This window comes from Clostridium sp. AM27-28, assembly GCF_003480955.1.
Classification (GTDB): domain Bacteria; phylum Bacillota; class Clostridia; order Lachnospirales; family Lachnospiraceae; genus Otoolea; species Otoolea fessa.
In genome coordinates this window covers 115,376-139,029 of the sequence record NZ_QUJT01000009.1, presented here as the reverse complement: position 1 = coordinate 139,029, position 23,654 = coordinate 115,376, and the positions used below count along the sequence as shown (strand labels likewise).

Genomic DNA, 23,654 nt, shown 5'->3' with positions numbered 1-23,654 from the left:
TCTATTCCAGGATTCCCAAGTGGTCGGGGTGTAGTTTATGTTTCTTCGAAAATAAATAGCTTTATTATTCGTATCAGTTGAAATAGCAAATTGTGCGATCCAAGCGTACGAACGATCTCCAACATCTTTGGATGTATTAAAGGTTATTATAAGCCAATAGCCATTAAACGGGACATTTAAGTCTGTAAGGTCTGTGGTGTAGATTCCATTCGCCAACATGTAATTTGCATTAGTGTGATATTGATATCTCGACTGAAATGCAGCGCAAAAATCGTTTCCGCTACCACTTTCTTTTAGATGAGTGGAAGCCTCGCTATTTAAAAGAATACTGAAATTGAAAATAATAGGCCGCAAGGCCTTTTATTTATATAAAAATCCATAGAAAGAGAGGAAAAGACATGGACAAAATGATTCTCAAAGACAACACAGAAATTGAGCTGCAGGCGGGGGCATCCTTGTCAGTGGTGACAGTCAAGTTTGACAGCAAGGATGATATGCTGCAGGCTTGGAAGAAAATGACACCGGAAAACTTGGCAGAAGTCAAGTTCCAGAATGATGCCGGGACGACTATCGGAGAATATGCAGATCTTATTCTCGTTTCAGAGACTTCGCAGGAGACATCTGACGGCGCTGTACAGACTGCATTTTCTTTCCGTGTGAAAACAGATACAGAAAAGCGTTTGGATGCTCTGGAAGAGGGACAGGCGGTGCAGGATGAGGCGATCAATGACCTCGGAATAGCGACAAGCGAGCTGGCAGAGAAAGAAGGTGCAGAATAATGGGAACATTTTATGGAAAGAGAATCAGAAGCGGAAAAATGACACTGGAAGAGGTACCGACTTACTGGAAAAAAGCAACTGAAAAATGGCTGAAAGAACATCCGGAGGAATAACATGAATACAGAAATTATTGTAGCTCTGATAGCATCTGGAGGAGGTCTTCTCGGATCCCTTGTTGGCGTGATAGCTTCGTCGAAACTTACCACGTATCGGATTCAGCAGCTTGAAAATAAGGTAGAGAAACACAACACGGTAATTGAGCGTACATATAAGTTAGAGGAGACTGAGGCAGTGATGCAGGAACAGATCCGGGTGGCAAACCATCGGATCGCAGATTTGGAAAAGCAGATGGAGGTATAAGGTATGCAGATTAAAGATTATGTAAAGCCGGAATTACTTGTAGTAGCAGTAGTGCTGTACTTTATCGGAATGTGGTTGAAGCAGAGCGAGACAGTGAAAGACAAATACATCCCACTCATTAATGGACTGATTGGCGTTGTGATTTGCGCCATCTATGTGTTTGCTACCTGTGCCTGCGGCAGCGGTCAGAATATTGCACTGGCGGTTTTTACGGCGCTTACACAGGGCGTCCTTGTGGCGGGATTATCTACGTACGTAAACCAGATTTTTAAGCAGTCAGGAAAAGAAGAGTAGAAGGAGGTGATCCAACTATCTCCCGCGGCAGTCCGGGTCATGGCTGCCATTGCTATATCGCAACAGGGCGGACCTAGTTCCGCTCCTTACATATTATAAAGAAAGAGGGCAAATCTATGATAAAAGCAATGTTATCTCAGCCGATGGCTGGAAAAACGGATGAGGAAATTATCGCAACCAGAGAAAAGGCGATCAAGGCGCTGGAGGCGCGGGGATACGAGATTGTGAATACCCTGTTTACAGATGAGTGGTACAACCGTGAAAACATGGAGAAACGCGGCGTGGTGCAGATCCCGCTTTGCTTCCTTGCAAAGTCACTGGAAAATATGTCTCTGTGCCATGCGGTGTATTTTTGTAAAGGCTGGGAGCAGGCAAGAGGATGCCGCCTTGAGCATGATGCGGCGGTTGCATACGGCCTGACAGTGATTTACGAGGAGGATTAGATAATGGGAAATAAAGAATTTATTGCGCTTTGTAAGAAACATATCGTTGGTTATTTTAATGAGAATGCAGACAAAACTGATCGGAAGATCATTAGTGAAGATGATGTTTTTGTGGTATGGTTCTGTAAAACCTTGCAGAACCGCAAGGCGCTGCTTAGTACTACTGTTTCAGACGGCATGTACTACGAATTAACGTATAACGGAGATAAGAAAGAACTGTACTTTGATGCATACAAGAAATGGCAGAATATCTGTTTTGAGGTAAAGGAGTGAGACTATGAGAGATATCACGTTATGCCACCCGCGCCTCCAAAAACTCATCACACAGCTTACAAGCGAATGCGCGAATGCTGGACTGCCGATTAAGATCGGGGAATCTTTCCGGAGCGTCGCCGAACAGGACGCTTTGTATGCACAAGGACGCACGCAGCCTGGCAGCATTGTCACCAATGCCAAGGGCAGCAGCTACAGCAGTCAGCACCAGTGGGGCATCGCAGCGGATTTTTACCGTGCCGATGGAAAAGGCGCATACAATGAAGCAGGAGATTATTTCAACCGGGTTGGAGCGATCGCCAAGCAGCTGGGGCTTGCATGGGGAGGCGATTGGAAAAGCATCGTAGACAAGCCGCACGTATATTTGCCGGATTGGGGCAGCGGTACCGGGATTTTGAAACAGAAATATGGCACATTTGAGGCGTTTAAAAAGACCTGGGTAATGGACGGGGGCACGGTGACAGAACAGCCAGGCACTCCGCAGGTATCGGTCAGCGACCTGAAAGAAGTAAAGAGCGGCATACGCGGGTTGAGAGTCACTGCGTCCTCACTTATCATCCGAACAACTCCAAAAGGTACAGACACAGGCAAGCGTTACAATAAGGATCAGCGTGTGCAGCCAATTAATAAATGCTTTGCCGGCGGCGATCCGTGGATCCAGACTGCGGACGGCTGGGTGTCTGGCAAGTATCTCACTGGCTGGGTGTGCCAGGACGGACGCTGGTGGTATCTGCTGAGTGGATACACCTACCGCCATGATACGGTCTGCCAGATTGATGGACAGGCGTATGCGTTTGATTCTGAAGGCTGGATGATTACAGCGGACCGGATAGCGGACGACGGACATATTAAATAGGAAAGAAGAATGCCTGTTTTCCGTGTTGCATTCGTGTTGCATAATACCCTTAAAAAGCCTGTTTTTACATTTACACGTTTTACTCTTAAAACGCCGAAAACCCTTGAAAATAAAGGAAAAATCCAATATTTTCAAGGGCTTTCAAATCTGCCGGCTGCGGGACTTGAACCCGCACGGTGTTGCCACCAATGGATTTTGAGTCCACCTCGTCTGCCATTCCGACAAGCCGGCTGTCTATCGACGCTTTTTATCTTACCAAAATTGGAGACAGATTGCAACTGTTTTTTTGTTTGTTTTGAAATTAAGAAGCGAAGCATTCGCAGGGGCTTGCGTGTTTCATTAAAATAAGGTATGATTAGGTTCAAATGGGTTTATGAACGCGTCATGCGTGAATGATAATTCATATAGAATGACAGACTGGAAAAGGAGGTGGCGTCTGTGACCTGTCGGGAAGCGGAGCGTCTTGTGACGCCGTATATCCAGGATAAACTGAGCGGGGATGAGCTGGAAGCGTTTCTGGAGCATCTGGAACATTGCCGCAACTGTCAGGAAGAATTGGAAATTTATTTTATGGTGGATGTCGGACTGAAACAGCTGGACACCGGATCGGGTACTTTTGATATCATGGGCGCACTGCAGAAGCGGATCGCTGAGTCATATGCCCGCGTGCGCCGGATGTGGCGCTTCCGGAAAATGGAGTATGCGGTCAATACGCTGGGCGTGATGGCGGTATTGGTGACGGTGATGCTGCAGGTCAGGATTTGGCTGGCACCATAGAAAAAAGCAACAAGTGATAGAACAGGAGACGGAAACAGATGGGCAAATTAGTGCTGATAGATGGTCATAGTATACTCAACCGGGCATTTTACGGGGTGCCGGAGTTGACAAATTCGAAGGGACTCCACACCAATGCAGTGTACGGATTTTTAAATATCATGTTCCGGGTGATCGAAGATGAGGGGGCAGACTATCTGGCAGTGGCATTTGACTTGAAGGAGCCGACATTCCGTCACAAAATGTATGCGGCATACAAGGGAACGAGAAAACCGATGCCGCAGGAGCTGCATGAGCAGGTTCCGGTGATGAAGGAAGTGCTGACAGCGATGGGCGTGCCGATTCTTACCAAGGCGGGGTATGAGGCAGACGATATTCTGGGAACGATCGCGAAACGCTGTGCGGCGGAGGGCGTGGAGGTTTCTATCGTATCAGGAGATCGTGACCTGCTGCAGCTTGCAGATACGCACATTAAGATTCGGATGCCGCGTACTTCGAAAGGTACGACGGAGATACGCGACTATTACCCGGAGGATGTGAAGGCGGAGTATCAGGTGACGCCGATCGAATTTATTGATGTAAAGGCGCTGATGGGCGATACTTCGGATAATATTCCGGGCGTGCCATCGATCGGTGAAAAGACGGCAACCAGCCTGATTACCACCTACGGAAGCATTGAGAATGCGTATGCACACATTGATGAGGTAAAGCCGCCGCGCGCACAGAAAGCGCTTCGGGAGCACTATGACATGGCGCAGATGAGCAAGGATCTGGCAACGATCCGCATCAATTGCGAGATTGGTTTTTCGCTGGAGGAGGCGAAGCTGGATTCGCTTTACACGCCGGAGGCATACCAGTATATGAAGCAGCTGGAATTTAAGTCCATTCTGCAGAAATTTGGTGAGGACGCCTTTGCGTCATCAGAAATAGAAAAATCTTTCCGTCTGGTAAATGATTTTGGCGAGGCACAGGTGATTTTTGACCGTGCACAGCGGGCGGAGGAGATCGGCGCGCAGCTGGTGATTGAAAAAGGAGAGGTTGTGGCACTGGCACTCTGCCTGGACGGGACATCGATCTATGCGATCCCGGCGGTTGGGTTTCTGACCGGACAGTATCTGGCGGAGGAGCTGGAACGCCTGATGGAGGTGGTTCCGTCTGTGACGGTTCTGGATCTCAAGATCCAGCTTCCATTTCTTAAAAATCACAGCCGCCGGATCGTGGACGGCATCCGGAATGCAGAAGGAAACCGTGCGGTTATGGACGCAGGCGTGGCGGCGTATCTGTTAAATCCGCTCAAGGATACTTATGGATATGATGACCTGGCGCGCGATTACCTGGATATGACCGTGCCGTCACAGGTCGATTTGCTTGGAAAAACGGCGCTGTCGGATGCATTTGAGACAATGCCGGAGAAAGCGTTGAATTGTGTCTGCTACATGGCATATACGGCGTGGAAATCGCGGGAAATCCTGCTGGGGCAGCTTCGAAGACATGGAATGCTGCATCTCTTTTATGAGATAGAGATGCCGGTTATTTACAGTCTCTACCATATGGAAGAGGAAGGTATTCAGGTGCGCCGGGAGGAATTGAAAGCCTACGGCGAACGCCTCCAGACGCAGGTAGAGAAACTGGAGCAGGAGATTTACGCCGAGACGGGCTGTGAATTTAATATTAATTCCCCGAAGCAGCTGGGTGAGGTTTTATTTGAAAAAATGTCCCTGCCGGGCGGCAAAAAGACGAAGACCGGCTATTCGACGGCGGCGGATGTGCTGGAAAAACTGGCGCCGGAGTATCCGGTTGTGCGGAAAGTATTAGACTATCGCCAGGTGGCGAAACTCAAATCGACCTATGCGGACGGGCTGGGTGCATTTATCCGGGAGGACGGACGAATCCACGGAACCTTTAACCAGACGATCACAGCGACAGGACGTATCAGCAGTACAGAGCCGAACCTGCAGAACATTCCGGTGCGTATGGAGCTGGGACGCGAGATCCGGAAGCTGTTTGTACCGCGCGAGGGCTGTGTGCTGGTTGACGCTGATTATTCCCAGATTGAGCTGCGTGTGCTGGCGCATATGTCGAATGATAAGAACCTCATCCAGGCATACCGGCAGGCGGAGGACATCCACGCGATCACGGCGTCGCAGGTATTCCATGTGCCGCTTGAGGAAGTGACACCGCAGCTTCGCCGCAATGCAAAAGCAGTCAATTTCGGTATCGTATATGGTATCAGCGCGTTTGGACTGGGCGAAGATCTCGGCATTTCCCGCAAGGAAGCGACCGAGTACATTGAGCGCTACTTTGAAACCTACCCGGATGTCAAACGTTTCCTCGATGGTCTGGTAAAAACGGGCAGGAAATACGGCGAGGTCAAGACTATGTATGGGCGTGTGAGACCGATTCCGGAGCTGAAATCCGGCAATTTTATGCAGCGTTCGTTCGGTGAGCGTGTGGCGATGAATTCCCCGATTCAGGGAACTGCAGCCGACATTATCAAGATTGCGATGATCCGCGTCGATCAACGCCTGCGCCGCGAAGGACTGCGTTCCCGCATTGTCCTCCAAGTGCACGATGAACTCCTGATTGAAACCTGGAAAGAAGAGCTGGAACAGGTGCAGTCGATTCTGGCGACGGAGATGAAACGTGCGGCGCAGCTGCAGGTGGAGCTGGAAATCGATATGAAGATGGGAAATTCGTGGTTTGAAACGAAATAATGGAAAGGTACAGATAAACATGAAGATAATCAGTATTACCGGAGGCGTTGGTTCCGGTAAGAGTGAGGTCCTGCGTGTGCTGCAGGAGGAATTTGACGCGGAAATTATTAAGGCAGATGAAGTGGCTCACCAGCTCATGGAGCCGGGTAAGAAAGGCTATCAGCATGTGGTAGAGGCGCTGGGTGATTCCTTTTTAAATAAGGACGGCAGCATTGACCGCAAAAAGCTGGCGGCGCTTATTTTCCAGAATAAAGAGGCGGTGGAGACGATGAACGCCATCATCCACCCGATGGCGTGGGAGGAGATCCGCTATGCGATCAACCATTCCGACAAGGAGATCATCGTTGTGGAGGCAGCTCTCTATGATGACGACCACAATGCGATGTTTGATGAAATCTGGTATGTATACACATCGGTGGAGAACCGCATCAAGCGTCTGATGGCAAGCCGCGGCTACAGCGAAGAAAAATGCCGGGGTATCATGGCAAATCAGGCATCCGAGGACGATTACCGGAGTTTTGCGACGCGTGTGCTGGACAACAACGGCGGGATTGAGGATATTCGGAAGCAGATAGCGTCATTTTTAGGAAAAGAGGATTAGGATACATATGCGGATGGTTAGTATTGCCAGCGGCAGCAGCGGGAATTGTATTTATATAGGAAGCGACAACACCCACGTTCTGGTGGATGCGGGGATCAGCAACAAGCGTATTGAGATGGGGTTAAATGACCTGGGGCTGAATGCGCGGGAACTGGATGGAATTCTCATCACGCATGAACATTCCGACCATATCAAAGGGCTCGGCGTGCTGGCACGCAAATATGGCACACCTATTTACAGCACAAAAGAGACATTAGAGGAAATTCAGGATTCCAAGAGTCTTGGCGAGATTCCGGAAGATCTGATGCACCCGATTACGCCGGATGTTGATTTTATGGTAGGAGATCTGGAAGTCAAACCGTTCCGGATCGACCATGATGCAGCGAATCCTGTTGCCTACCGGGTTCAGAATGAAAAAAGATCGGTGGCGGTGGCGACGGATATGGGGCATTATTCCCAGTACATCATTGACCATCTGCAGGGGCTGGATGCGATTTTGCTGGAAGCCAACCACGATGTCAAAATGCTGGAGGCAGGACCGTATCCGTATTACTTGAAGCGTCGTATCTTAGGCGATTACGGACACCTTTCCAATGAAAATGCGGGGCGGCTTTTAAGTTCCATCCTGCATGACAATTTGAAGCATATTTTCCTGGGGCATCTGAGTAAGGAAAATAATTACGAAGAGCTGGCATATGAGACGGTGCGTCTGGAGATCACAGAGGGAGATACGCCGTATAAGGCGAATGATTTCCCGATCACAGTGGCAAAACGCGATGCAGTGTCGCAGATTGTGACGGTGTAGAAGACGTAAAAGTATTAAAATTGGTTATACAAAGTCTGAAAACAAGCCAGAAGATATATTTGGGGTTATGGCTTGGAGACATGGACAAACGTGTGGGGTTGACAGAAATATCGTTACTGTACACGCATACGTGTCCAGTAACGGAATTTGCCGTGGCTTCGCATTTAAATACGGCAAATTCCTGCTGGCACCACGTTTTCTTACGGCACTTTCGGTTCCAAAAGTGCCTACCCGTGTACAGCAACGAAATATCATTTTAGGTATAAAAGTCAGCAGCCGGATGGCAGTTGAATTTTTATAGAAATTAGTAAGTCATAAAAATATTTCCGCCATAGGACGGAGAGCACACAGGAGGATGAAAGCTATGAGTAAGATTATTATTACTATCGTTGGACAGGACCGCGTCGGTATCGTTGCAAAAACGTGTAATTATCTGGCTGACCACAACATGAACATTCTTGACATCACGCAGACGATCCTGCAGGAATATTTCAATATGATGATGATCGTGGATATTTCCGGTTCCAAGACATCCTTTGATGATATGGCGCATGAGCTGGACAAGCTGGGACAGGAGATCGGCGTAAAGATTCTCTGTCAGAGAGAAGAGATTTTTACCAGTATGCACAGAATCTAAGCAAATATTTTCAGAAAGGACGTAAAACCAATGATTAACATGCAGGAAGTTCTGGAAACTAATAACATGATCGCGCATGAAAAACTGGATGTGCGGACGATCACGATGGGTATCAGCCTCTTAGACTGTGTGGACAGTGATCTGGCGAAGATGAATGAGAAGATCTACAATAAGATTACAACTTATGCGAAAGATCTTGTATCGACCGGCGATGCCATCGGACGTGAATTTGGGGTTCCGATCGTCAATAAACGTATCTCGGTTACTCCGATCGCGCTGATAGGTGGAAGTGCCTGCAAGAAGAGCGAGGATTTTGTAGAGATTGCGAAAACACTTGATAAGGCGGCGAAAGAAGTGGGCGTCAACTTTATCGGAGGCTATTCCGCATTGGTTTCCAAGGGAATGACACCGGCGGAAGAGCTTCTGATCCGCTCGATCCCGCAGGCACTTGCCTGCACCGACCGTGTGTGCAGCTCCATCAATGTCGGTTCTACCAAGACAGGTCTTAACATGGATGCGGTCCGCCTGATGGGCGAGATGGTTGTGGCAACCGCAGAGGCAACGAAGGACAATGATTCCCTCGGCTGTGCGAAGCTGGTTGTATTCTGCAACGCGCCGGATGATAACCCGTTCATGGCAGGTGCATTCCATGGCGTGACTGAGGCGGATGCGATCATCAACGTCGGCGTCAGCGGTCCGGGAGTTGTAAAGACGGCTCTGGAAAAGGTACGTGGCGAGAACTTTGAGGTGCTGTGTGAGACGATCAAGAAGACGGCGTTCAAGATCACCCGTGTTGGACAGCTGGTAGCACAGGAGGCATCCAAACGTCTGGGCGTTCCGTTTGGCATCATTGATCTGTCGCTGGCACCGACTCCGGCAGTCGGAGACAGTGTGGCGGAGATTCTGGAAGAGATCGGCTTAGAGCGCAGTGGTGCACCGGGTACAACAGCAGCGCTGGCAATGTTAAATGATCAGGTTAAGAAGGGCGGCATCATGGCGTCCTCCTATGTTGGCGGACTCAGCGGTGCGTTTATTCCGGTCAGCGAGGATCAGGGCATGATCGATGCAGTTTCTGAGGGTGCGCTTACGATTGAGAAGCTGGAAGCAATGACCTGTGTCTGCTCTGTAGGTCTTGATATGATTGCGATCCCAGGCGATACGAAAGCGACCACGATCGCCGGTATCATCGCGGACGAGGCGGCAATCGGCATGATCAACCAGAAGACAACGGCAGTCCGCCTGATTCCGGTCATCGGAAAAACAGTGGGCGATACGGCAGAGTTCGGCGGTCTGCTTGGCTATGCGCCGATCATTCCGGTCAACCGTTTCTCCTGCGACAACTTTGTCAAACGTACCGGACGTATCCCGGCACCAGTACACAGCTTTAAGAACTAATAGGAGTTTCATATGGATAAATCACAGGAACTGAGAGAGGTGCTTCTGCGGTATCTCGATGCCGATCTGGAGCGAATCATTTTCAGCAACCCGAGAACCCGTGAATCTTATCTGAAATTAACCGTGCGTCCTCTGCTTCTGCGGGGGGCGCTTGCTTTTCAGACGGAAGAATTTACGGAAAAACAGGCATTTCAGAAAAATCAGAACGCAGAAAAGACCGCCGAGTACCTGCTCGGAGAACTGGAAAACCGTTACCGCAATGCGGAGATCGCGTCGCTTCACGGGATTGTCAATATTCTGATCAGTAAGAAGGGGACGGTGACGATCAAAGAGAAGAAAGTGGGGGTTAAAAGGGCAGAGAATCGGACGGTATCGGTGGCAGCAGGTGATGTGCAGAAAGCTGGAAAGCAGATGCCGGCGAAGAGTCATGCAGATGTGAAAGAAAATTCGCTCGAAAAATCGGGTCAGAGTCAGTCAAGTCACGAAAACGGAAAGATGCAGAGAAGTGCTAAAATACAGGGAAATGGTAAACTGCAGAGCAATGCGAAACAGCAGAAAAATGCCGGAACAGGACTGTCGGCTGGCATGGATGCCGCAGCGTTTTCAGAACGTCTGGCTTCGTTATCCCATAACCGTACTAAAAAATACGTCCTTCAGGAAGGCGTCCCAGTCCCATTTCTAGTAGATCTCGGTGTCATGACGGCAGAAGGCAAAGTTGTGAAATCCCGCTACGACAAATTTCGCCAGATCAACCGTTTCCTGGAATTTATTGAGGATGTACTTCCGAATCTCGATCCGAACCGGACGAATACGATCATTGATTTCGGATGCGGGAAATCATATCTGACGTTTGCGATGTATTACTATCTGCATGTGCTGAAAAAATATTCGATCCGTGTCATCGGTCTGGATCTGAAAAAAGATGTCATTGCGCTCTGCAACCGCCTGAGCAAGAAGTTTGGATTTGAGAACCTGACCTTCCTGCACGGCGACATCGCCGGATATGAGGGCGTCGATCAGGTCGATATGGTCGTGACGCTGCACGCCTGTGATACAGCGACCGATTATGCGCTGGCAAAAGCGGTCAAATGGGGCGCAAAAGTCATTCTTTCCGTTCCGTGCTGTCAGCATGAGATTAACAAGCAGATTCAGAACGACCTTCTGTCGCCGGTTTTACAGTACGGCCTTCTGAAAGAACGTATGTCGGCGCTTCTAACCGACGGAATCCGAGGGTAGCTCCTCGAAATGTCCGGCTACCGGACGCAGATTCTCGAATTCATCGACATGGAACACACACCGAAAAACATCATGATCCGTGCGATCCGCCAGGGCAAGAAAGCAGACGGGGCGGCATTAGAGACAATGATGAAGGAATTGCATGTGAAGCCGACATTGTATGGATTGTTGGTGGGGGAAGAGGCGTAGGAAATTTAGAAAGCACTTTTATGGGGGTTGATAATGCTGGACAGTTATAGCTGATAAAACCTCTTCGCAAATTCCAAAAACACCCCGCCTTCCTCCGCCATATACTTAACCGGTGAATACACCAGATAGAGTTTCCGGAGAAAGGCAGCTTCCCCAAGCGGAAAGAGAAGCAGTTTCCCCTGCCGTGCATCTGCCTGTACAGTTGCTTTTGAGAGAATGGAGATGCCCATTCCCAGCATGATACACTGCTTGAGGGCGGCGGCATCGTCCATTACGGCAATAACATTTAAATCATCGAGTGAAAGCCCTTTATTTTTCAGGAAATAAAGGGTTTCCTGTTTTGTGCCGGAATTATCTTCCCGGAGCAGAAACGGTTCTTTTAAGAGGGCATCCAGCGGTGATGGAATAGTCTGGTAAGCTTGATAATGTGGCGTGGCGGGGGCGGCGATCACAAGCTCATCGGAGGCAAAGGGGAGAAATTCGCAGGAGGTGTCCGAGGTAGTAGTTCCGACCAGACCGATGTCGCAGATGCCGTCATCCACCTTATGTACAACGTCCAGGCTGTCTGAGCAGGAGGCATAGACACGGATATCAGGATGAATTGCGTGATAAGCGCTTAAAAGTTCCGGCAGAAAATAGAGGGACGGAACGGAGGATGCGCCGATCCGAAGCTGCGGTTTCGTCTCGTTGGCGAGTTCCACGATTGCTTTCTGCTGCAGGGTCAGAATCTCCGTGGCATAGGAATATAATTTTGTCCCGGCAGGAGTCAGGGAGAGCGATTTGGTGGTGCGCTTTAAAAGCTGGGTGTGAAATTCCTCCTCCAGACTGCGGATGTGGGCGCTGACAGTCGGCTGTGAGATGTACAGCTTCTGGGCGGCAAGCGAAAAACTCTGATATTTGACGGTGTACACGAAAGCTTCTAATTGGCGGATGTCCATATATTTAAAATCCTTTCTATAGATAAAATCAATTTTTAATGATTCTGTGATAAAATCCAAAATTAAAATGAATAGTAGACAGGTGAAAACAATCTCTAAAGAAGAGTGTAGCTTTATTTATTGAAAATATCAATAAGTTTATAGCAAATATCAATATAAACGATTTTACCATAAAAATACAGGATGTTATACTTGTCTGCGGAAAGTATGGATAGATCCATGAAATGTACGCGCTTGAAATTTTTCTTGTTTGATTTTGTGAGATGATTTTTTTGCCAGATGCACTCAAATTTCTGATATGTATTGATGAAATGCGAGTGTGGTGCGTGAAATCACCCACAATGACGAGTGTGAGAAAAACTTTAAGAGTACATGAAATAAAAAAGGAGGCAGGTATGAAAGTATTTGACAAGACATGGAAGCTGGCAGTGGCAGGCGCGCTTGTGGGTGTGCTGGCAGCATTGCTGGCGTATTTTGGAAATCCGGCCAATATGGCGATCTGTATTGCGTGCTTCGTACGTGATACGGCGGGCGCGCTGAAACTTCACTCAGCAGCACCGGTTCAGTATTTCCGTCCGGAGATTGTAGGATTTGCAGTGGGAGCATTTGCAATCTCACTGGTGACGAACGAGTATAAGGCGACAGCAGGTTCTTCACCGATGATCCGCTTTGTTCTGGGTGCGATCATGGTAATCGGCGCGCTGGTATTCTTAGGGTGTCCGCTGCGTATGGTTCTGCGTATGGCAGCCGGTGACCTGAATGCGTATGTAGCGCTGGTTGGATTTGCAGGCGGTATTGCAACTGGTTCGTTCTTCCTGAAAAAGGGATTTTCGCTGGGCAGAGCGTATGAGACGCAGAAGTCAAGCGGATATGTGCTTCCGGTGCTCCTTCTGGCGCTTTTTATCATTGGAGCAGTAACAGGCGTATACGCAGCCAGCACGGAAGGACCGGGAAGCAAGCACGCACCGGTTCTGATTTCCCTGGTTGCGGCTCTCCTGATTGGTGCATTGGCACAGAAGAGCCGTATGTGTTTTGCAGGTAGCATCCGTGATGTGATTCTGATGAAAAACTTTGATCTGCTCAGCATTATCGGCGCACTGTTTGCAGTCATGCTGATTTTTAACCTTGCAACTGGCAATTTCCATTTGAGCTTTTCCGGTCAGCCGATCGCGCACTCCCAGCATCTCTGGAATATTCTGGGTATGTATGCCGTTGGATTTGCAGCCGTTCTGGCTGGCGGATGCCCGCTGCGTCAGATCATTCTGGCAGGGCAGGGCTCCTCGGACAGTGCGGTAACCTTTCTGGGAATGCTGTTAGGGGCGGCACTTGCACACAATTTTAACCTGGTTGGTGCGGCAGCAAAAGCGGCAACCGAGACAGAGGCAGCCGTTTTGGGTGGTCCGGCGATGCCGGGCAAAATTGCCGTAATTGTATGTATTGCCCTGTTATTCGTGATTGCAGCGGCAAATATGAAACGTAGAAAGAAATAAAGAAAAGAGGAAACGGAAAATGTCAGATTTTGTTGAGGTAGATGTGCGGGGACTCTCCTGTCCGGAACCGGTTTTGATGGTGATGGATGCGATGGATGAACATCCGGGAAAACAGATCCGTGTGCTTGGCGATGAGGCACACACCCGGACGAATATTGAGCGCACGTTGGAGTATCATGGAAAAGAGGGGCACACCGAGGTGCTGGAAAACGGCTGTTTCACCATTACCTTTGAAGCGTGATGCTGCTCTGGAATATTAAATGGGTGGAAATGATGAGGCAGAAACGGGAATATCGGATTTTTACCTTTCACACGACGGCTGCGGCGATGGAGATGGAGGCATTCTGCCGGGAACAGGGAATCAGAGGGCGCCTGGTGCCTGTCCCACGCGAACTCTCAGCAGGCTGTGGAATTGCCTGGCGGATGGAACCGGCGGAATATGAACGGTTTCAGGGAGTGATTGCGGAGAGCCAGATTGAGATCGAGCAGAGCTGTGTGATGATGAATTAAACAAAATGTTATGTTAGAGCAGATATCATAGAAAAAGTATATAGGAAAAAGCGGCGGTATCGGCAGCAGCGAGACATTCAAAAAAGAATGGAGCGCTGACAGTGTGATACCGCTGCTTTTTGGTGTGTAAATCGAGGTCAGAATGAGGTCATTGAGGTCAGAAATCAAATCATGACCTCGATGACCTCATTTGTGACCTCGATGATCCCAATATTTTGAAATATTATTCTCCCGCCTTCGCCTCATCCAGCAGCCGTGCAATCTCCCCGCGCACCAGCGAGAATGCAACCTCATTCCGCCCGCTGTTTGTAACGACATCTGCGTAGGCGCGGGTCGGTTCTACAAAGAGGGCATGCATCGGTTTGACGGTGGTCAGGTACTGATCGATGATGTTTTCGATATCGCGTCCACGCTCTTTCGTGTCACGTAAGATTCGGCGGAGAATTCGCTCATCGGCATCGACGAAAATGCGGATGTCGAGCAGATTGCGGAGTGCTTCGTCATAGAGAACGAGAATGCCCTCCAACAGGATAACCGGGCGCGGCTCGATGTGAATGGTTGCTTCGGCGCGGTTGTGGTTGGCGTAGTTGTAGGTTGGACAGTCGATCGCCTCCCAGTTTTTCAGTTTATTAAGGTGCTCAAGAAGCAGCTCTGTCTCAAATGCATCCGGGTGGTCGTAGTTCAGCTTTTTGCGCTGTTCAAATGGCATGTCATCGTGGGCGCGGTAGTAGTTGTCGTGGTAAAGCACGGTTACCTGATCACCAAATGCGTCTTTCAGACGGTTTGTAAAAGTGGATTTTCCTGAACCGGTTCCTCCGGCAATTCCGATGATAATAGGTGATTTTCTATTCACTATGTTTTCCTCCATTTGTAAGTTTTATCTCAGTCGAGAAGAGTCCCACCTCTTTAGGTGGCGAGTAATAGCAAATTTGTCTCAGTGGGAGGTGGGTCTCCGACTGAGATAAACGCTCCGCGGGGATGCGCAGTGATTCTGTATGGAATATGTCAGCTTCGCTGACCAGAATCACGCGCCAAGTCTCACGGACGTTCGACTTGAAAATTGGTTCATTTTTATACAAAAACCAGTCCTTCTGTATATTCATTTTGAAATACGCCGCTGCGCTTCATCCGCACCGTTTGGTATAAATGCGAGGCGTACACCTCCTGCTCCAGCAGCGCGAGCGCCGACGGGGAGAGGTTCTGGGCGGCATCTGCCATTTTAGTGATGAGGGGGATGCTGCTTTTTTTATGCAGACAGGAGAGCAGAGGGCTGCTCTGCCTGCGAAAACCGAGAATCCGTGCATAGAGTGCATAGCCCTCTTCCTTCCACCGGGAAATATCTTCCTCGCGCATACCGAGTACCAGATGCAGAAGCGCCCGGCTGACACGCGTGTAGGTAAGCTGGCGCGTCTTTAATGCCTGAATCCGTTCTTCAAAAGAGAGAGGAAAGTAAGGTGGTTTTGCAAGGCGGGCGGCAAGCTCCGGGGAGAGATCTGCGATAGAAAATGTCGCCTGCAGCTGTAAAACAGCAGCATTCAAAAGCTCTGAAAAATCATCCACAAAAACTGGAACCGCACCTGTATATGCGGGATGTGTTACGGCTGGCAAGTGAGATGCCAGAATATCGAGCAAATCTTTGTCTTTTGAAAGTGAGTTTCGAATTATCCCGCGAATTGCCGAAGCCGATGGAAAGCTAGCATCTGCCAGTGTATCTTCATGATATCCGCTTCCCTTCCGCGAAATCGTATAAAATTCCATCGGACTATGCAGATCTTCCGCCGCACGCAGATATTCAATCCCGAGAATATTGTTCGGAGAAGTCAGAACCGAAGCCCATGTATCCTCCATTTCCAGCGCCTTCGCCCGTGCCTGCGGATAAGTCAGTCCCGCCTTCAACCCTTTCCGCAGCCGTTCCTGAAATTCCGCCGATTCATGATTCAGCGCATAAGCAGCCTGCTTAAGGATTTCAATCTGCCCGCATTCACTGCCGAACACAACGGCATCCACACCGATCGCCGACAGAAGCGCAACCCCATAGGCGGCAAATTCATGCGCCGAGGCGGTGGAGAAGGCGGCCGGTATCTCAAGTACCAGGTCAGCACCGGCGAGAAGGGCGGTTTTCGTGCGGAGATATTTATCAAAGATGGCGGGTTCGCCGCGCTGGACAAAGTTGCCGCTCATCAGGACGACACAGTAGTCCGCGCCGGTCAGTTCCCTTGCCTGCTGCATATGATACAGATGTCCGGCATGGAACGGGTTATATTCGGTAATTAAACCAACGATTTTCATAAATTTCAATCCTGTTTTTTGCATTTTTGCGAGGAATTTTGTAGCAGCCTTTTATAATAAAAGTAAGAATAAAAGACCGTTGCTGTTGCGGCAGAAAAATCTGTAAAAAATAGCAGCCATTTTCTGCTTCATTTACATTATATAGTGGAAGTGCGGGAGCGTAAAGGGAAAATTATAGTGCATCTTGTTAAAAATTTAATTAATCAAAAATTTGAAAATCGCTCTTGTATACAATAAACAACTGGTATATAATGTTAGCAGTAATAGACACACACTTATGAAAGGGGTTTTATAACCATGGCATTTATTGACAAAATTAAGGAAAGAGCAAAAGCAGACAAGAAAACCATCGTTCTTCCAGAGTCAATGGACAAGAGAACATACGAGGCAGCTGAGAAAATTCTGAAAGAGGGTATCGCAAATCTGATCATCATCGGTACTCCGGAAGAGATTGAGAAAAACGGCAAAGGCTTCGACATTTCCGGTGCCACCATCGTTGACCCGTACAATGATCCGAATAAGCAGAAATACATCGACAAGTTCGTTGAATTAAGAGGCAAAAAAGGTGTTACTCCGGAAGTCGCAAAAGAGCAGATGGAGAAAGACTATATGTACTATGCTTGCCTGATGTGCAAGTGCGGCGATGCTGACGGCGCTGTATCTGGTGCATGCCATTCTACCGGCAACACCATTCGTCCGGCTCTGCAGCTTCTGAAGACCAAACCGGGTATCAGCTCTGTATCTGGCTTCTTCCTGATGGAAGTTCCGGATTGCGAGTTCGGTGAGAACGGTCTGTTCGTATTCGCTGACTGTGCAGTAAACACTGACTTCGATTCCAACAAGCTGGCTGAGATCGCTGGTCTGTCCGCAGAGAGCTTCAAGATGCTGGTTGGCGCAGAGCCGAAGGTAGCTATGCTGTCCTATTCTTCTATGGGTTCCGCTAAACATGATGATGTTACCAAGGTAGCAGATGCAGTTAAGATTGCTCATGAGAAGTTCCCGGAACTGAAACTGGATGGCGAGCTTCAGCTTGATGCAGCACTGGTTCCGTCTGTAGGCGAGGCTAAGGCACCGGGCAGCACCGTAGCTGGACATGCTAACACCTTAGTATTCCCGTCCCTGGAAGCAGGCAACATTGGTTACAAACTGGTTCAGAGACTTGCAAAAGCTGGCGCTTATGGTCCGGTTCTTCAGGGTCTGTCCATGCCGGTAAACGATCTGTCCAGAGGATGCTTCGCAGACGATATCGTAGGCGTAGTAGCTATCACAGCTGTACAGGCTCAGCAGGCATAATTAATACCAATTGGAATCAAATGGATGGAGAACTGGCACCGCGTCAGAGAATCTTAAATCCGTTTAATTAAGAATTAAAGTGATAATTACAGTTCAGCCCGGTATTCATACATAATCCTGCAGTTCACAACAGGGCAGTGCAGACGTTTTTGCAGATGCTTCCGTGTGAACCGCATATAGAGAGAATACCTGCGGCTGAATTGTGATGTTATAAAGAAAGGAATCTATTACCATGAATATTTTAGTTATTAACTGCGGAAGTTCTTCCTTAAAGTATCAGTTAATCAACTCTGAGACAGAGGGCGTTCTGGCTAAGGGCCTTTGCGAGAGAATCGGCATCGACGGTATGCTGACTTACCAGCCGGAGGGCGGCGAAAAAGAGAAATCTGAGATCGCTATGCCGACCCATACAGAGGCTATCAACGCAGTTCTGGCAGCCCTGACTAACGAGAAGAGCGGCGTTATCAAGAGCCTGTCTGAGGTAGGTGCAGTTGGACATCGTGTCGTACACGGCGGCGAGAAATTTACTTCTTCCTGCTTAATCAACGACGAGTCCATGAAAGCGATCGAAGAGTGCAACGATCTGGCACCGCTTCACAACCCGGCAAACCTGATCGGTATCCGTGCCTGCCAGGAACTTATGCCAGGCGTACCGATGGTAGCTGTATTTGATACCGCTTTTCATCAGACCATGCCGGATGTTGCTTACACCTACGGTATTCCGTATGAATACTATGAGAAATACAAAGTTAGACGTTACGGCTTCCATGGTACTTCCCACAGCTACGTATCTAAGAGAACCGCTGAGATCGTTGGAAAACCGTATGATCAGATGAAGATCATCGTTTGCCACCTGGGTAACGGCGCCAGCATCTCCGCTGTAAACTGCGGCAAATCTGTAGACACCAGCATGGGTCTGACTCCACTGGAAGGTCTGGTTATGGGTACACGTTCTGGTGACCTCGATCCGGCTATCATCGATTTCGTAGGTAAAAAAGAAGGTCTGTCCCTGGATGAGATGAACGAAGTCCTGAATAAGAAATCCGGTATGCTCGGTATCTCCGGCGTATCCAGCGATGGTCGTGATCTGGAAGCAGCAGCTGAGACTGGCAACAAGAGAGCACAGCTGGCCCTGGACGTATTCGATTACCGCGTAATCAAATATATCGGTGCATACGCAGCAGCTATGAACGGTGTAGATGCAATCGCATTTACCGCTGGTATCGGCGAGAACAACATCAAGATGAGAAAAGATGTTTGCAGCAGCCTGACCTACTTAGGCGTTAAACTGGATGAGGAGAAGAACAACGTAAGAGGTGAGGAGAGAATCATCTCTGCTGACGACTCCAAGGTTCAGGTTCTCCTGGTTCCGACCAACGAAGAGCTGGCTATCGCCCGCGAGACTCTTGCACTGGTAAAATAATTAAATATGAATTAAAATTTGCAAAAATATGTAAAATTAATCATTGACAAACGCGCTAGACCTTTGTATAATATCAAAGTGCGTATTAGGAGATTAGTATGCTGATTCATTTATCGGAACTTTTTAACTGCGAGGGTAGAAAGAAAGTCTATACAGTCGAGACTGCGCTGGACTCTGTTGATTTTGACGGAGAGACGTTTCAGATTGAGAAGGCTGAGCCTTTTGAACTGGAACTGACGGCTAAGACACGGCATAAGTATACGATGAGTGGTCATGCGACGCTGACGGTGGGAGGTCACTGTGCGCGTTGTCTGGAGCCAGTATCTTTCGACTGCGAACTGGATTTTGGACGAGAGTTTGAGGTGCAGGACGGTCAGGAGGAGAGTTTAGATGATGAACCCTTTATGAAGGGGTACAATCTGGATGTAGACCAGTTGGTTTGCAACGAACTGCTACTGAGCTTGCCTATGAAAGTCCTGTGCAGAGAAGACTGCAAGGGGATTTGCAATAGATGTGGTACAAATCTTAATCTTCGGACTTGTACCTGTGACACTAGGTCGCTCGATCCAAGGATGTCGGTTATCCAGGAGATATTCAATGAATTTAAGGAGGTGTAACCATGTCTATCTGTCCTAAGAACAAATCTTCCAAAGCAAGAAGAGACAGCCGCAGAGCTAACTGGAAAATGAGTGCTCCGAACTTAGTAAAGTGCAGCAAGTGCGGTGCTCTGATGATGCCTCACAGAGTGTGCAAAGCTTGCGGAAGCTACAACAAGAAAGAAATCGTTAAAGTAGAAGACTAAGATACGAGTATTGAAAAATAAGGGGTTAAGCGATTTTTGCTTAACCCATTTTTCGCATTTTAGCCCATTTTTAGCCCATTTCAAGAGGGTGTTTAACAGGTGTTTTTGGGTAGATTTTAGCAACTATAACTTATGGCTTATAAAATGTGGTCAAAAACAGGAGAGATTATTAATTTGCAATAATCTCTCCATTTTTTATATTTCGTGAATATTATCAAATCTGTGATTTTTATTAGTAAAAATGTAAAAAATGGGGATAGAAGAGCATTAAGCTCAACTATCCCTATAAGAATGTTATTTAACAAAGTATTTTATGTACTGTTATTTGTTATTTAACTTTTACTAACGAAAGTCATATATGTGCCTCCTGTAAATGAAAGTATATTTCTAATTACAGGGGCCGCTCTCGCTACTTCTGAAAAAGATCAATAGCGAGAGCGGTCGCATATTTTGACATTTTTGTCAAGTATCAATTTAAAAATATGTTAGACTCCTATAGGGGATTTAACGCTAAAGCTTAACTTACTGACATTGGTTCATGGGTAGGCACTTTTGGAACCGAAAGTGCCGTAAGAAAACGTGGTGGCAGCAGGAATTTGCCGTATTTAAATGCGAAGCCACGGCAAATTCAGTTACTGGACACGTATGTGTGTACAGTAACTGAGATACTATGTAGATGGCGGTGTTGTATGCAAAAAGGTGTACAATACCGCTATTTTTTGTTAATATAGAGAAGAAGGAAAAAAGAGGGATAATGTTTATAAAAATCACGTTAGGAGGTTTTACATATGAAAAAGGGAAAATATTTACTTTTGACCGTCACAGCCGCCGCGCTTCTGGCGGCGATCCCATTTCAGGCATTTGCGTCGAGGGATACGGAGAACCGCAGCCCGGTTGGCTCGATCGGCTTAAATGTTTCGTCCTCGATCCATGTCGGTGATGAGAGTTCAGATGTGGATGTTTCGCTCGATTTCGGTGACTGCGATATTTCCAATGTTGATGTGATCAATGAGCCGTCCGGCAAATGGGTGGACAAGGATAAGCCAAAGCTGGAGGTTACTCTGGAGGCGGACGATGATTATTATTTTAAATCCGGTTATGCGAAAAAGAATGTAACCCTGAGCGGTGACAGTGCGACGGTTACTTCTATCAAGCGCAAGGGCGATGAGGAACTCCGGGTCGTGATCACCCTGAAAGCTTTAAAAGGAACCTCCAGTGATTACAGCCTGGATGTAGATGAGGCAGAGTGGGATCAGATGGATGGCGTTGCAGAGTGGAACGGCAGTGAGGATGCGAAATACTATGAGCTGCGCGTTTACCGGGATGAGAAATTTTTAAGTACGGTAAAACCGGGAAAAGAAACGAAATACAATCTTGGACGTTATCTTACGCAGGCGGGAACCTACACGTTTGATGTGCGCGCGGTTTACAGCGATTCACGGCACGGCGAATGGCAGACATCGGATTCCTTCACAATCACGGCGGAGCAGGCGCAGGAAATTCAGAAGACGCTTGTCTTCAAGGAAGCAGGCAGCGGTCCGGCAGCCGGTGCGTGGGAACAGGATGCGCTTGGCTATAAATACCGCAATTCCGATGGAAGCTATGTGACCAATAACTGGCAGCAGATCGGCGGTGTGTGGTATTTCTTCGATGAAAATGCATATTGCAAGACGAATACCTGGGTGTTCTGGAATGGAAAATGGTATTATCTGGATGTAAACGGCGCGATGTTAGTTAATACGACGACGCCGGACGGCAAGCAGGTCGGGGAAGATGGGGCGCTTCTGTAAAATTTTTAAGAAACAATTTTGATGAAAATCCGTCAGGGAAGATGGAGACAGAATTGTAAAATAGATGTGAGAAGAGACAGGTTGCACGGAATATGCGGTCTGTCTCTTTTACATTTAAAAACAGAGAAAAATAAAGAGAATATTTGCAAACAGAACGATGATAGAATGAAAATACATACATGAAAAGAGTGCCGAAGGATAAGCTTACAGTCATTTCTGATGGAATGAAAAAAATAACAAAAAGTATACTTGCATATTGTGAAATAAGTAGTAAGATAGAGGTGGTATCTCATGACTGCCTATTTTTTAACAATCTAGGGGAAGGGGCGGTCTGAGAAGAGACTGCAAGGGGTTCTAAGCCAGTATGGAGGATGGCAAAAAAAGGACTGACAAAGGAGGGGCACAAAGATGGCAGCACAAATTTTGGCTGTGATTATTTTTATTGTAATGTTTGGACTTATCATCTGGGATCACATTGAGAGGCATATCGTATCGCTCGGATGCGGGCTTCTGACGCTGGTGCTGGTGTTTGGCATCTGTATGCACAGTGAGGCGGCAGCGGCGGAGACACTGAGCCTGCGCAGCTTCATGGTTCCGAACTTCTGGTTTCAGACTGAGGCGGCGGCAGAGTCCTCGAGCGGCATCAACTGGGCGACGATTCTTTTTATTGCCGGTATGATGCTGATGGTGGAGGGTATGGAGCGCGCGGGATTTTTCCGGTGGCTGTGCCTGACAATCGCCAAGGCGGTACATTATAAGACGATCCCGATTTTTATTTCATTTATGCTGATGTCGGCGTTTCTGGCGATGTTTATCGACAGTATTACCGTTATTCTTTTTTTGGCAGCGGTCACGGTAGAGCTGGCGCATCTTCTGCATTTTGATCCGATTCCGATGATCATTTCAGAGATCTTCTGTTCGAATCTGGGCGGCTCTGCGACGATGTGCGGCGATCCGCCGAATATTATCATCGGAACCTCGCTCGGATATTCATTTAAAGATTTTATTTTAAATACAGGTATGATGGCGGGTGTTTCGCTGATTTTTATCGTGCTGTTTTTCTATTTTTCCTTTAGGAAAGAATTAAAGGCGAGTGAAAAGCATGACGAAGCGGTTACATATCCATCCCCACAGGAGGCGATCGCGGATCGGAAACGGTTTGCGGTCAGCGTGGTGATCTTTGCGGCGGCGATCGTGATGCTGGTGACGCATGCACAGACGGGACTGACAGTTGCGACGATTGGCGTATTTATCGGTGCTTTTTCGCTGCTGGCATCCGGCGGTGAGGCGCTCAGCATGATTAAGAAGCTTGACTATAAGACGCTGCTATTCTTCATTGGTCTTTTTGTCGTGGTCGGCGGCATGGAGCAGACGGGCGTCCTAAATTCTTTAGCAGGGATCATTGACGCAGTCAGTGGAAATAATGTAAAATGGGTAGTAGCGATTGTGCTGTGGCTGTCGGCGCTTGCGAGTGCATTTGTGGACAATATCCCATTTGCGGCGACGATGATCCCGGTTATCCGGAGTCTGGCGCAGGCAGGCGGCATGGATCTCTCGGTTCTGGCGTGGGCGCTTTCGATGGGTACGGATATTGGCGGCTGCGGAACTCCGATCGGAGCCTCGGCAAACGTAGTTGGTATCTCAGTGGCAGCGAAAAACGGACATTTTATCGGCTGGGGGAAATATTGCCGGTATGCAGCTCCGGCGACGGTGCTGGTAATCCTGATTTCCATGGTTTGTATATATGTGAGATACTTTTAAGG

The 23,654-nt window shown here is 48.2% G+C and carries 27 protein-coding genes and 1 tRNA gene; 24 read left to right on the top strand and 4 right to left on the bottom strand.

The window, feature by feature from the left end:
- Window positions 1-398 precede the first annotated feature (398 nt).
- From DW720_RS11020 to DW720_RS10995, 7 genes are all read left to right on the top strand, one after another.
- Window positions 399-779, top strand: coding sequence for a hypothetical protein (locus DW720_RS11020; protein ID WP_118749628.1), 381 nt, complete (start codon window positions 399-401; stop codon window positions 777-779).
- A complete protein-coding gene (locus DW720_RS16155; RefSeq protein ID WP_279221247.1) occupies window positions 779-892 on the top strand; it encodes a CD1375 family protein in 114 nt (37 codons plus the stop codon). The genes DW720_RS11020 and DW720_RS16155 overlap by 1 nt, the downstream gene beginning before the upstream one ends.
- Window position 893: 1 nt before the next feature.
- The gene (locus tag DW720_RS11015) at window positions 894-1,139 is read left to right on the top strand and encodes a hypothetical protein (protein WP_118749627.1); all 246 of its coding nucleotides are present in this window, start codon (window positions 894-896) and stop codon (window positions 1,137-1,139) included.
- Window positions 1,140-1,142: 3 nt separating this feature from the next.
- Window positions 1,143-1,433 (top strand): phage holin family protein, encoded by a 291-nt coding sequence (locus DW720_RS11010; protein WP_118749626.1) that lies wholly within the window; start codon window positions 1,143-1,145, stop codon window positions 1,431-1,433.
- 116 nt (window positions 1,434-1,549) lie between these two features.
- Window positions 1,550-1,876, top strand: coding sequence for a DUF4406 domain-containing protein (locus tag DW720_RS11005; RefSeq protein ID WP_118749625.1), 327 nt, complete (start codon window positions 1,550-1,552; stop codon window positions 1,874-1,876).
- Between the two features lie 3 nt (window positions 1,877-1,879).
- Window positions 1,880-2,149, top strand: coding sequence for a DUF6275 family protein (locus DW720_RS11000; RefSeq protein WP_118749624.1), 270 nt, complete (start codon window positions 1,880-1,882; stop codon window positions 2,147-2,149).
- A gap of 4 nt (window positions 2,150-2,153) precedes the next feature.
- A complete protein-coding gene (locus DW720_RS10995) occupies window positions 2,154-3,005 on the top strand; it encodes a M15 family metallopeptidase (protein ID WP_118749623.1) in 852 nt (283 codons plus the stop codon).
- Window positions 3,006-3,153: 148 nt separating this feature from the next.
- Here DW720_RS10995 and DW720_RS10990 read toward each other — a convergent pair.
- Window positions 3,154-3,236 (bottom strand) — tRNA-Leu (locus tag DW720_RS10990).
- A 207-nt stretch (window positions 3,237-3,443) separates the two neighbouring features.
- Between DW720_RS10990 and DW720_RS10985 the strand changes: the two genes are divergently transcribed.
- The 8 genes from DW720_RS10985 to DW720_RS16225 all read left to right on the top strand — a co-directional run bounded on the left by DW720_RS10985 (window position 3,444) and on the right by DW720_RS16225 (window position 11,356).
- Window positions 3,444-3,782, top strand: coding sequence for a zf-HC2 domain-containing protein (locus DW720_RS10985; protein ID WP_022360432.1), 339 nt, complete (start codon window positions 3,444-3,446; stop codon window positions 3,780-3,782).
- A gap of 38 nt (window positions 3,783-3,820) precedes the next feature.
- Window positions 3,821-6,493, top strand: a complete 2,673-nt coding sequence (gene polA / locus DW720_RS10980) for a DNA polymerase I (RefSeq protein WP_118749622.1) — start codon at window positions 3,821-3,823, stop codon at window positions 6,491-6,493.
- A gap of 19 nt (window positions 6,494-6,512) precedes the next feature.
- The gene (gene coaE / locus DW720_RS10975; protein WP_107000385.1) at window positions 6,513-7,094 is read left to right on the top strand and encodes a dephospho-CoA kinase; all 582 of its coding nucleotides are present in this window, start codon (window positions 6,513-6,515) and stop codon (window positions 7,092-7,094) included.
- Window positions 7,095-7,101: 7 nt separating this feature from the next.
- Window positions 7,102-7,899, top strand: coding sequence for an MBL fold metallo-hydrolase (locus DW720_RS10970; RefSeq protein WP_022360435.1), 798 nt, complete (start codon window positions 7,102-7,104; stop codon window positions 7,897-7,899).
- A 364-nt stretch (window positions 7,900-8,263) separates the two neighbouring features.
- Window positions 8,264-8,536, top strand: coding sequence for an ACT domain-containing protein (locus DW720_RS10965; protein ID WP_022360436.1), 273 nt, complete (start codon window positions 8,264-8,266; stop codon window positions 8,534-8,536).
- Between the two features lie 30 nt (window positions 8,537-8,566).
- A complete protein-coding gene (locus tag DW720_RS10960; protein ID WP_118749621.1) occupies window positions 8,567-9,931 on the top strand; it encodes a PFL family protein in 1,365 nt (454 codons plus the stop codon).
- Window positions 9,932-9,943: 12 nt separating this feature from the next.
- A complete protein-coding gene (locus tag DW720_RS16230) occupies window positions 9,944-11,167 on the top strand; it encodes an SAM-dependent methyltransferase (protein ID WP_347560718.1) in 1,224 nt (407 codons plus the stop codon).
- Window positions 11,168-11,176: 9 nt separating this feature from the next.
- Window positions 11,177-11,356, top strand: coding sequence for a hypothetical protein (locus DW720_RS16225; protein ID WP_347560717.1), 180 nt, complete (start codon window positions 11,177-11,179; stop codon window positions 11,354-11,356).
- A gap of 44 nt (window positions 11,357-11,400) precedes the next feature.
- On the opposite strand, the gene DW720_RS10950 is transcribed toward DW720_RS16225, so the two are convergent.
- The gene (locus tag DW720_RS10950) at window positions 11,401-12,294 is read right to left on the bottom strand and encodes a selenium metabolism-associated LysR family transcriptional regulator (RefSeq protein WP_147355512.1); all 894 of its coding nucleotides are present in this window, start codon (window positions 12,292-12,294) and stop codon (window positions 11,401-11,403) included.
- A gap of 341 nt (window positions 12,295-12,635) precedes the next feature.
- Between DW720_RS10950 and yedE the strand changes: the two genes are divergently transcribed.
- Genes yedE through DW720_RS10935 form a run of 3 tightly spaced genes read left to right on the top strand, consistent with a single transcriptional unit; the run spans window position 12,636 to window position 14,294 of the window.
- Complete coding sequence (yedE, locus tag DW720_RS10945; RefSeq protein WP_333489852.1) at window positions 12,636-13,784, top strand: YedE family putative selenium transporter; 1,149 nt, start codon at window positions 12,636-12,638, stop codon at window positions 13,782-13,784.
- Between the two features lie 19 nt (window positions 13,785-13,803).
- Complete coding sequence (locus tag DW720_RS10940) at window positions 13,804-14,025, top strand: sulfurtransferase TusA family protein (protein ID WP_106999760.1); 222 nt, start codon at window positions 13,804-13,806, stop codon at window positions 14,023-14,025.
- A 29-nt stretch (window positions 14,026-14,054) separates the two neighbouring features.
- Window positions 14,055-14,294 carry a DUF3343 domain-containing protein gene (locus tag DW720_RS10935; protein ID WP_242995693.1) on the top strand — a complete coding sequence of 80 codons (240 nt, stop codon included), beginning with the start codon at window positions 14,055-14,057 and terminating at the stop codon, window positions 14,292-14,294.
- A 223-nt stretch (window positions 14,295-14,517) separates the two neighbouring features.
- On the opposite strand, the gene udk is transcribed toward DW720_RS10935, so the two are convergent.
- Both udk and DW720_RS10925 read right to left on the bottom strand, forming a co-directional pair.
- Window positions 14,518-15,147, bottom strand: a complete 630-nt coding sequence (udk, locus tag DW720_RS10930) for a uridine kinase (RefSeq protein ID WP_243099727.1) — start codon at window positions 15,145-15,147, stop codon at window positions 14,518-14,520.
- Window positions 15,148-15,365: 218 nt separating this feature from the next.
- Window positions 15,366-16,583: a nucleotidyltransferase family protein gene (locus DW720_RS10925; protein WP_118749618.1), complete on the bottom strand. Its 1,218-nt coding sequence runs from the start codon at window positions 16,581-16,583 to the stop codon at window positions 15,366-15,368.
- A gap of 297 nt (window positions 16,584-16,880) precedes the next feature.
- Between DW720_RS10925 and pta the strand changes: the two genes are divergently transcribed.
- The 6 genes from pta (at window position 16,881) to DW720_RS10895 (ending at window position 23,652) form a co-directional block, all read left to right on the top strand.
- Window positions 16,881-17,876, top strand: a complete 996-nt coding sequence (gene pta, locus DW720_RS10920; RefSeq protein ID WP_117795259.1) for a phosphate acetyltransferase — start codon at window positions 16,881-16,883, stop codon at window positions 17,874-17,876.
- Between the two features lie 232 nt (window positions 17,877-18,108).
- Window positions 18,109-19,299, top strand: coding sequence for an acetate kinase (locus tag DW720_RS10915; protein WP_022360442.1), 1,191 nt, complete (start codon window positions 18,109-18,111; stop codon window positions 19,297-19,299).
- A 98-nt stretch (window positions 19,300-19,397) separates the two neighbouring features.
- A complete protein-coding gene (locus tag DW720_RS10910) occupies window positions 19,398-19,916 on the top strand; it encodes a DUF177 domain-containing protein (protein ID WP_022360443.1) in 519 nt (172 codons plus the stop codon).
- Between the two features lie 2 nt (window positions 19,917-19,918).
- On the top strand, window positions 19,919-20,101 hold the full coding sequence (gene rpmF / locus DW720_RS10905; protein ID WP_003499726.1) for a 50S ribosomal protein L32: 183 nt from the start codon (window positions 19,919-19,921) through the stop codon (window positions 20,099-20,101).
- 788 nt (window positions 20,102-20,889) lie between these two features.
- Window positions 20,890-21,891 (top strand): hypothetical protein, encoded by a 1,002-nt coding sequence (locus tag DW720_RS10900; protein ID WP_118481757.1) that lies wholly within the window; start codon window positions 20,890-20,892, stop codon window positions 21,889-21,891.
- A 408-nt stretch (window positions 21,892-22,299) separates the two neighbouring features.
- On the top strand, window positions 22,300-23,652 hold the full coding sequence (locus DW720_RS10895) for an SLC13 family permease (RefSeq protein WP_118749617.1): 1,353 nt from the start codon (window positions 22,300-22,302) through the stop codon (window positions 23,650-23,652).
- Window positions 23,653-23,654: the final 2 nt, after the last annotated feature.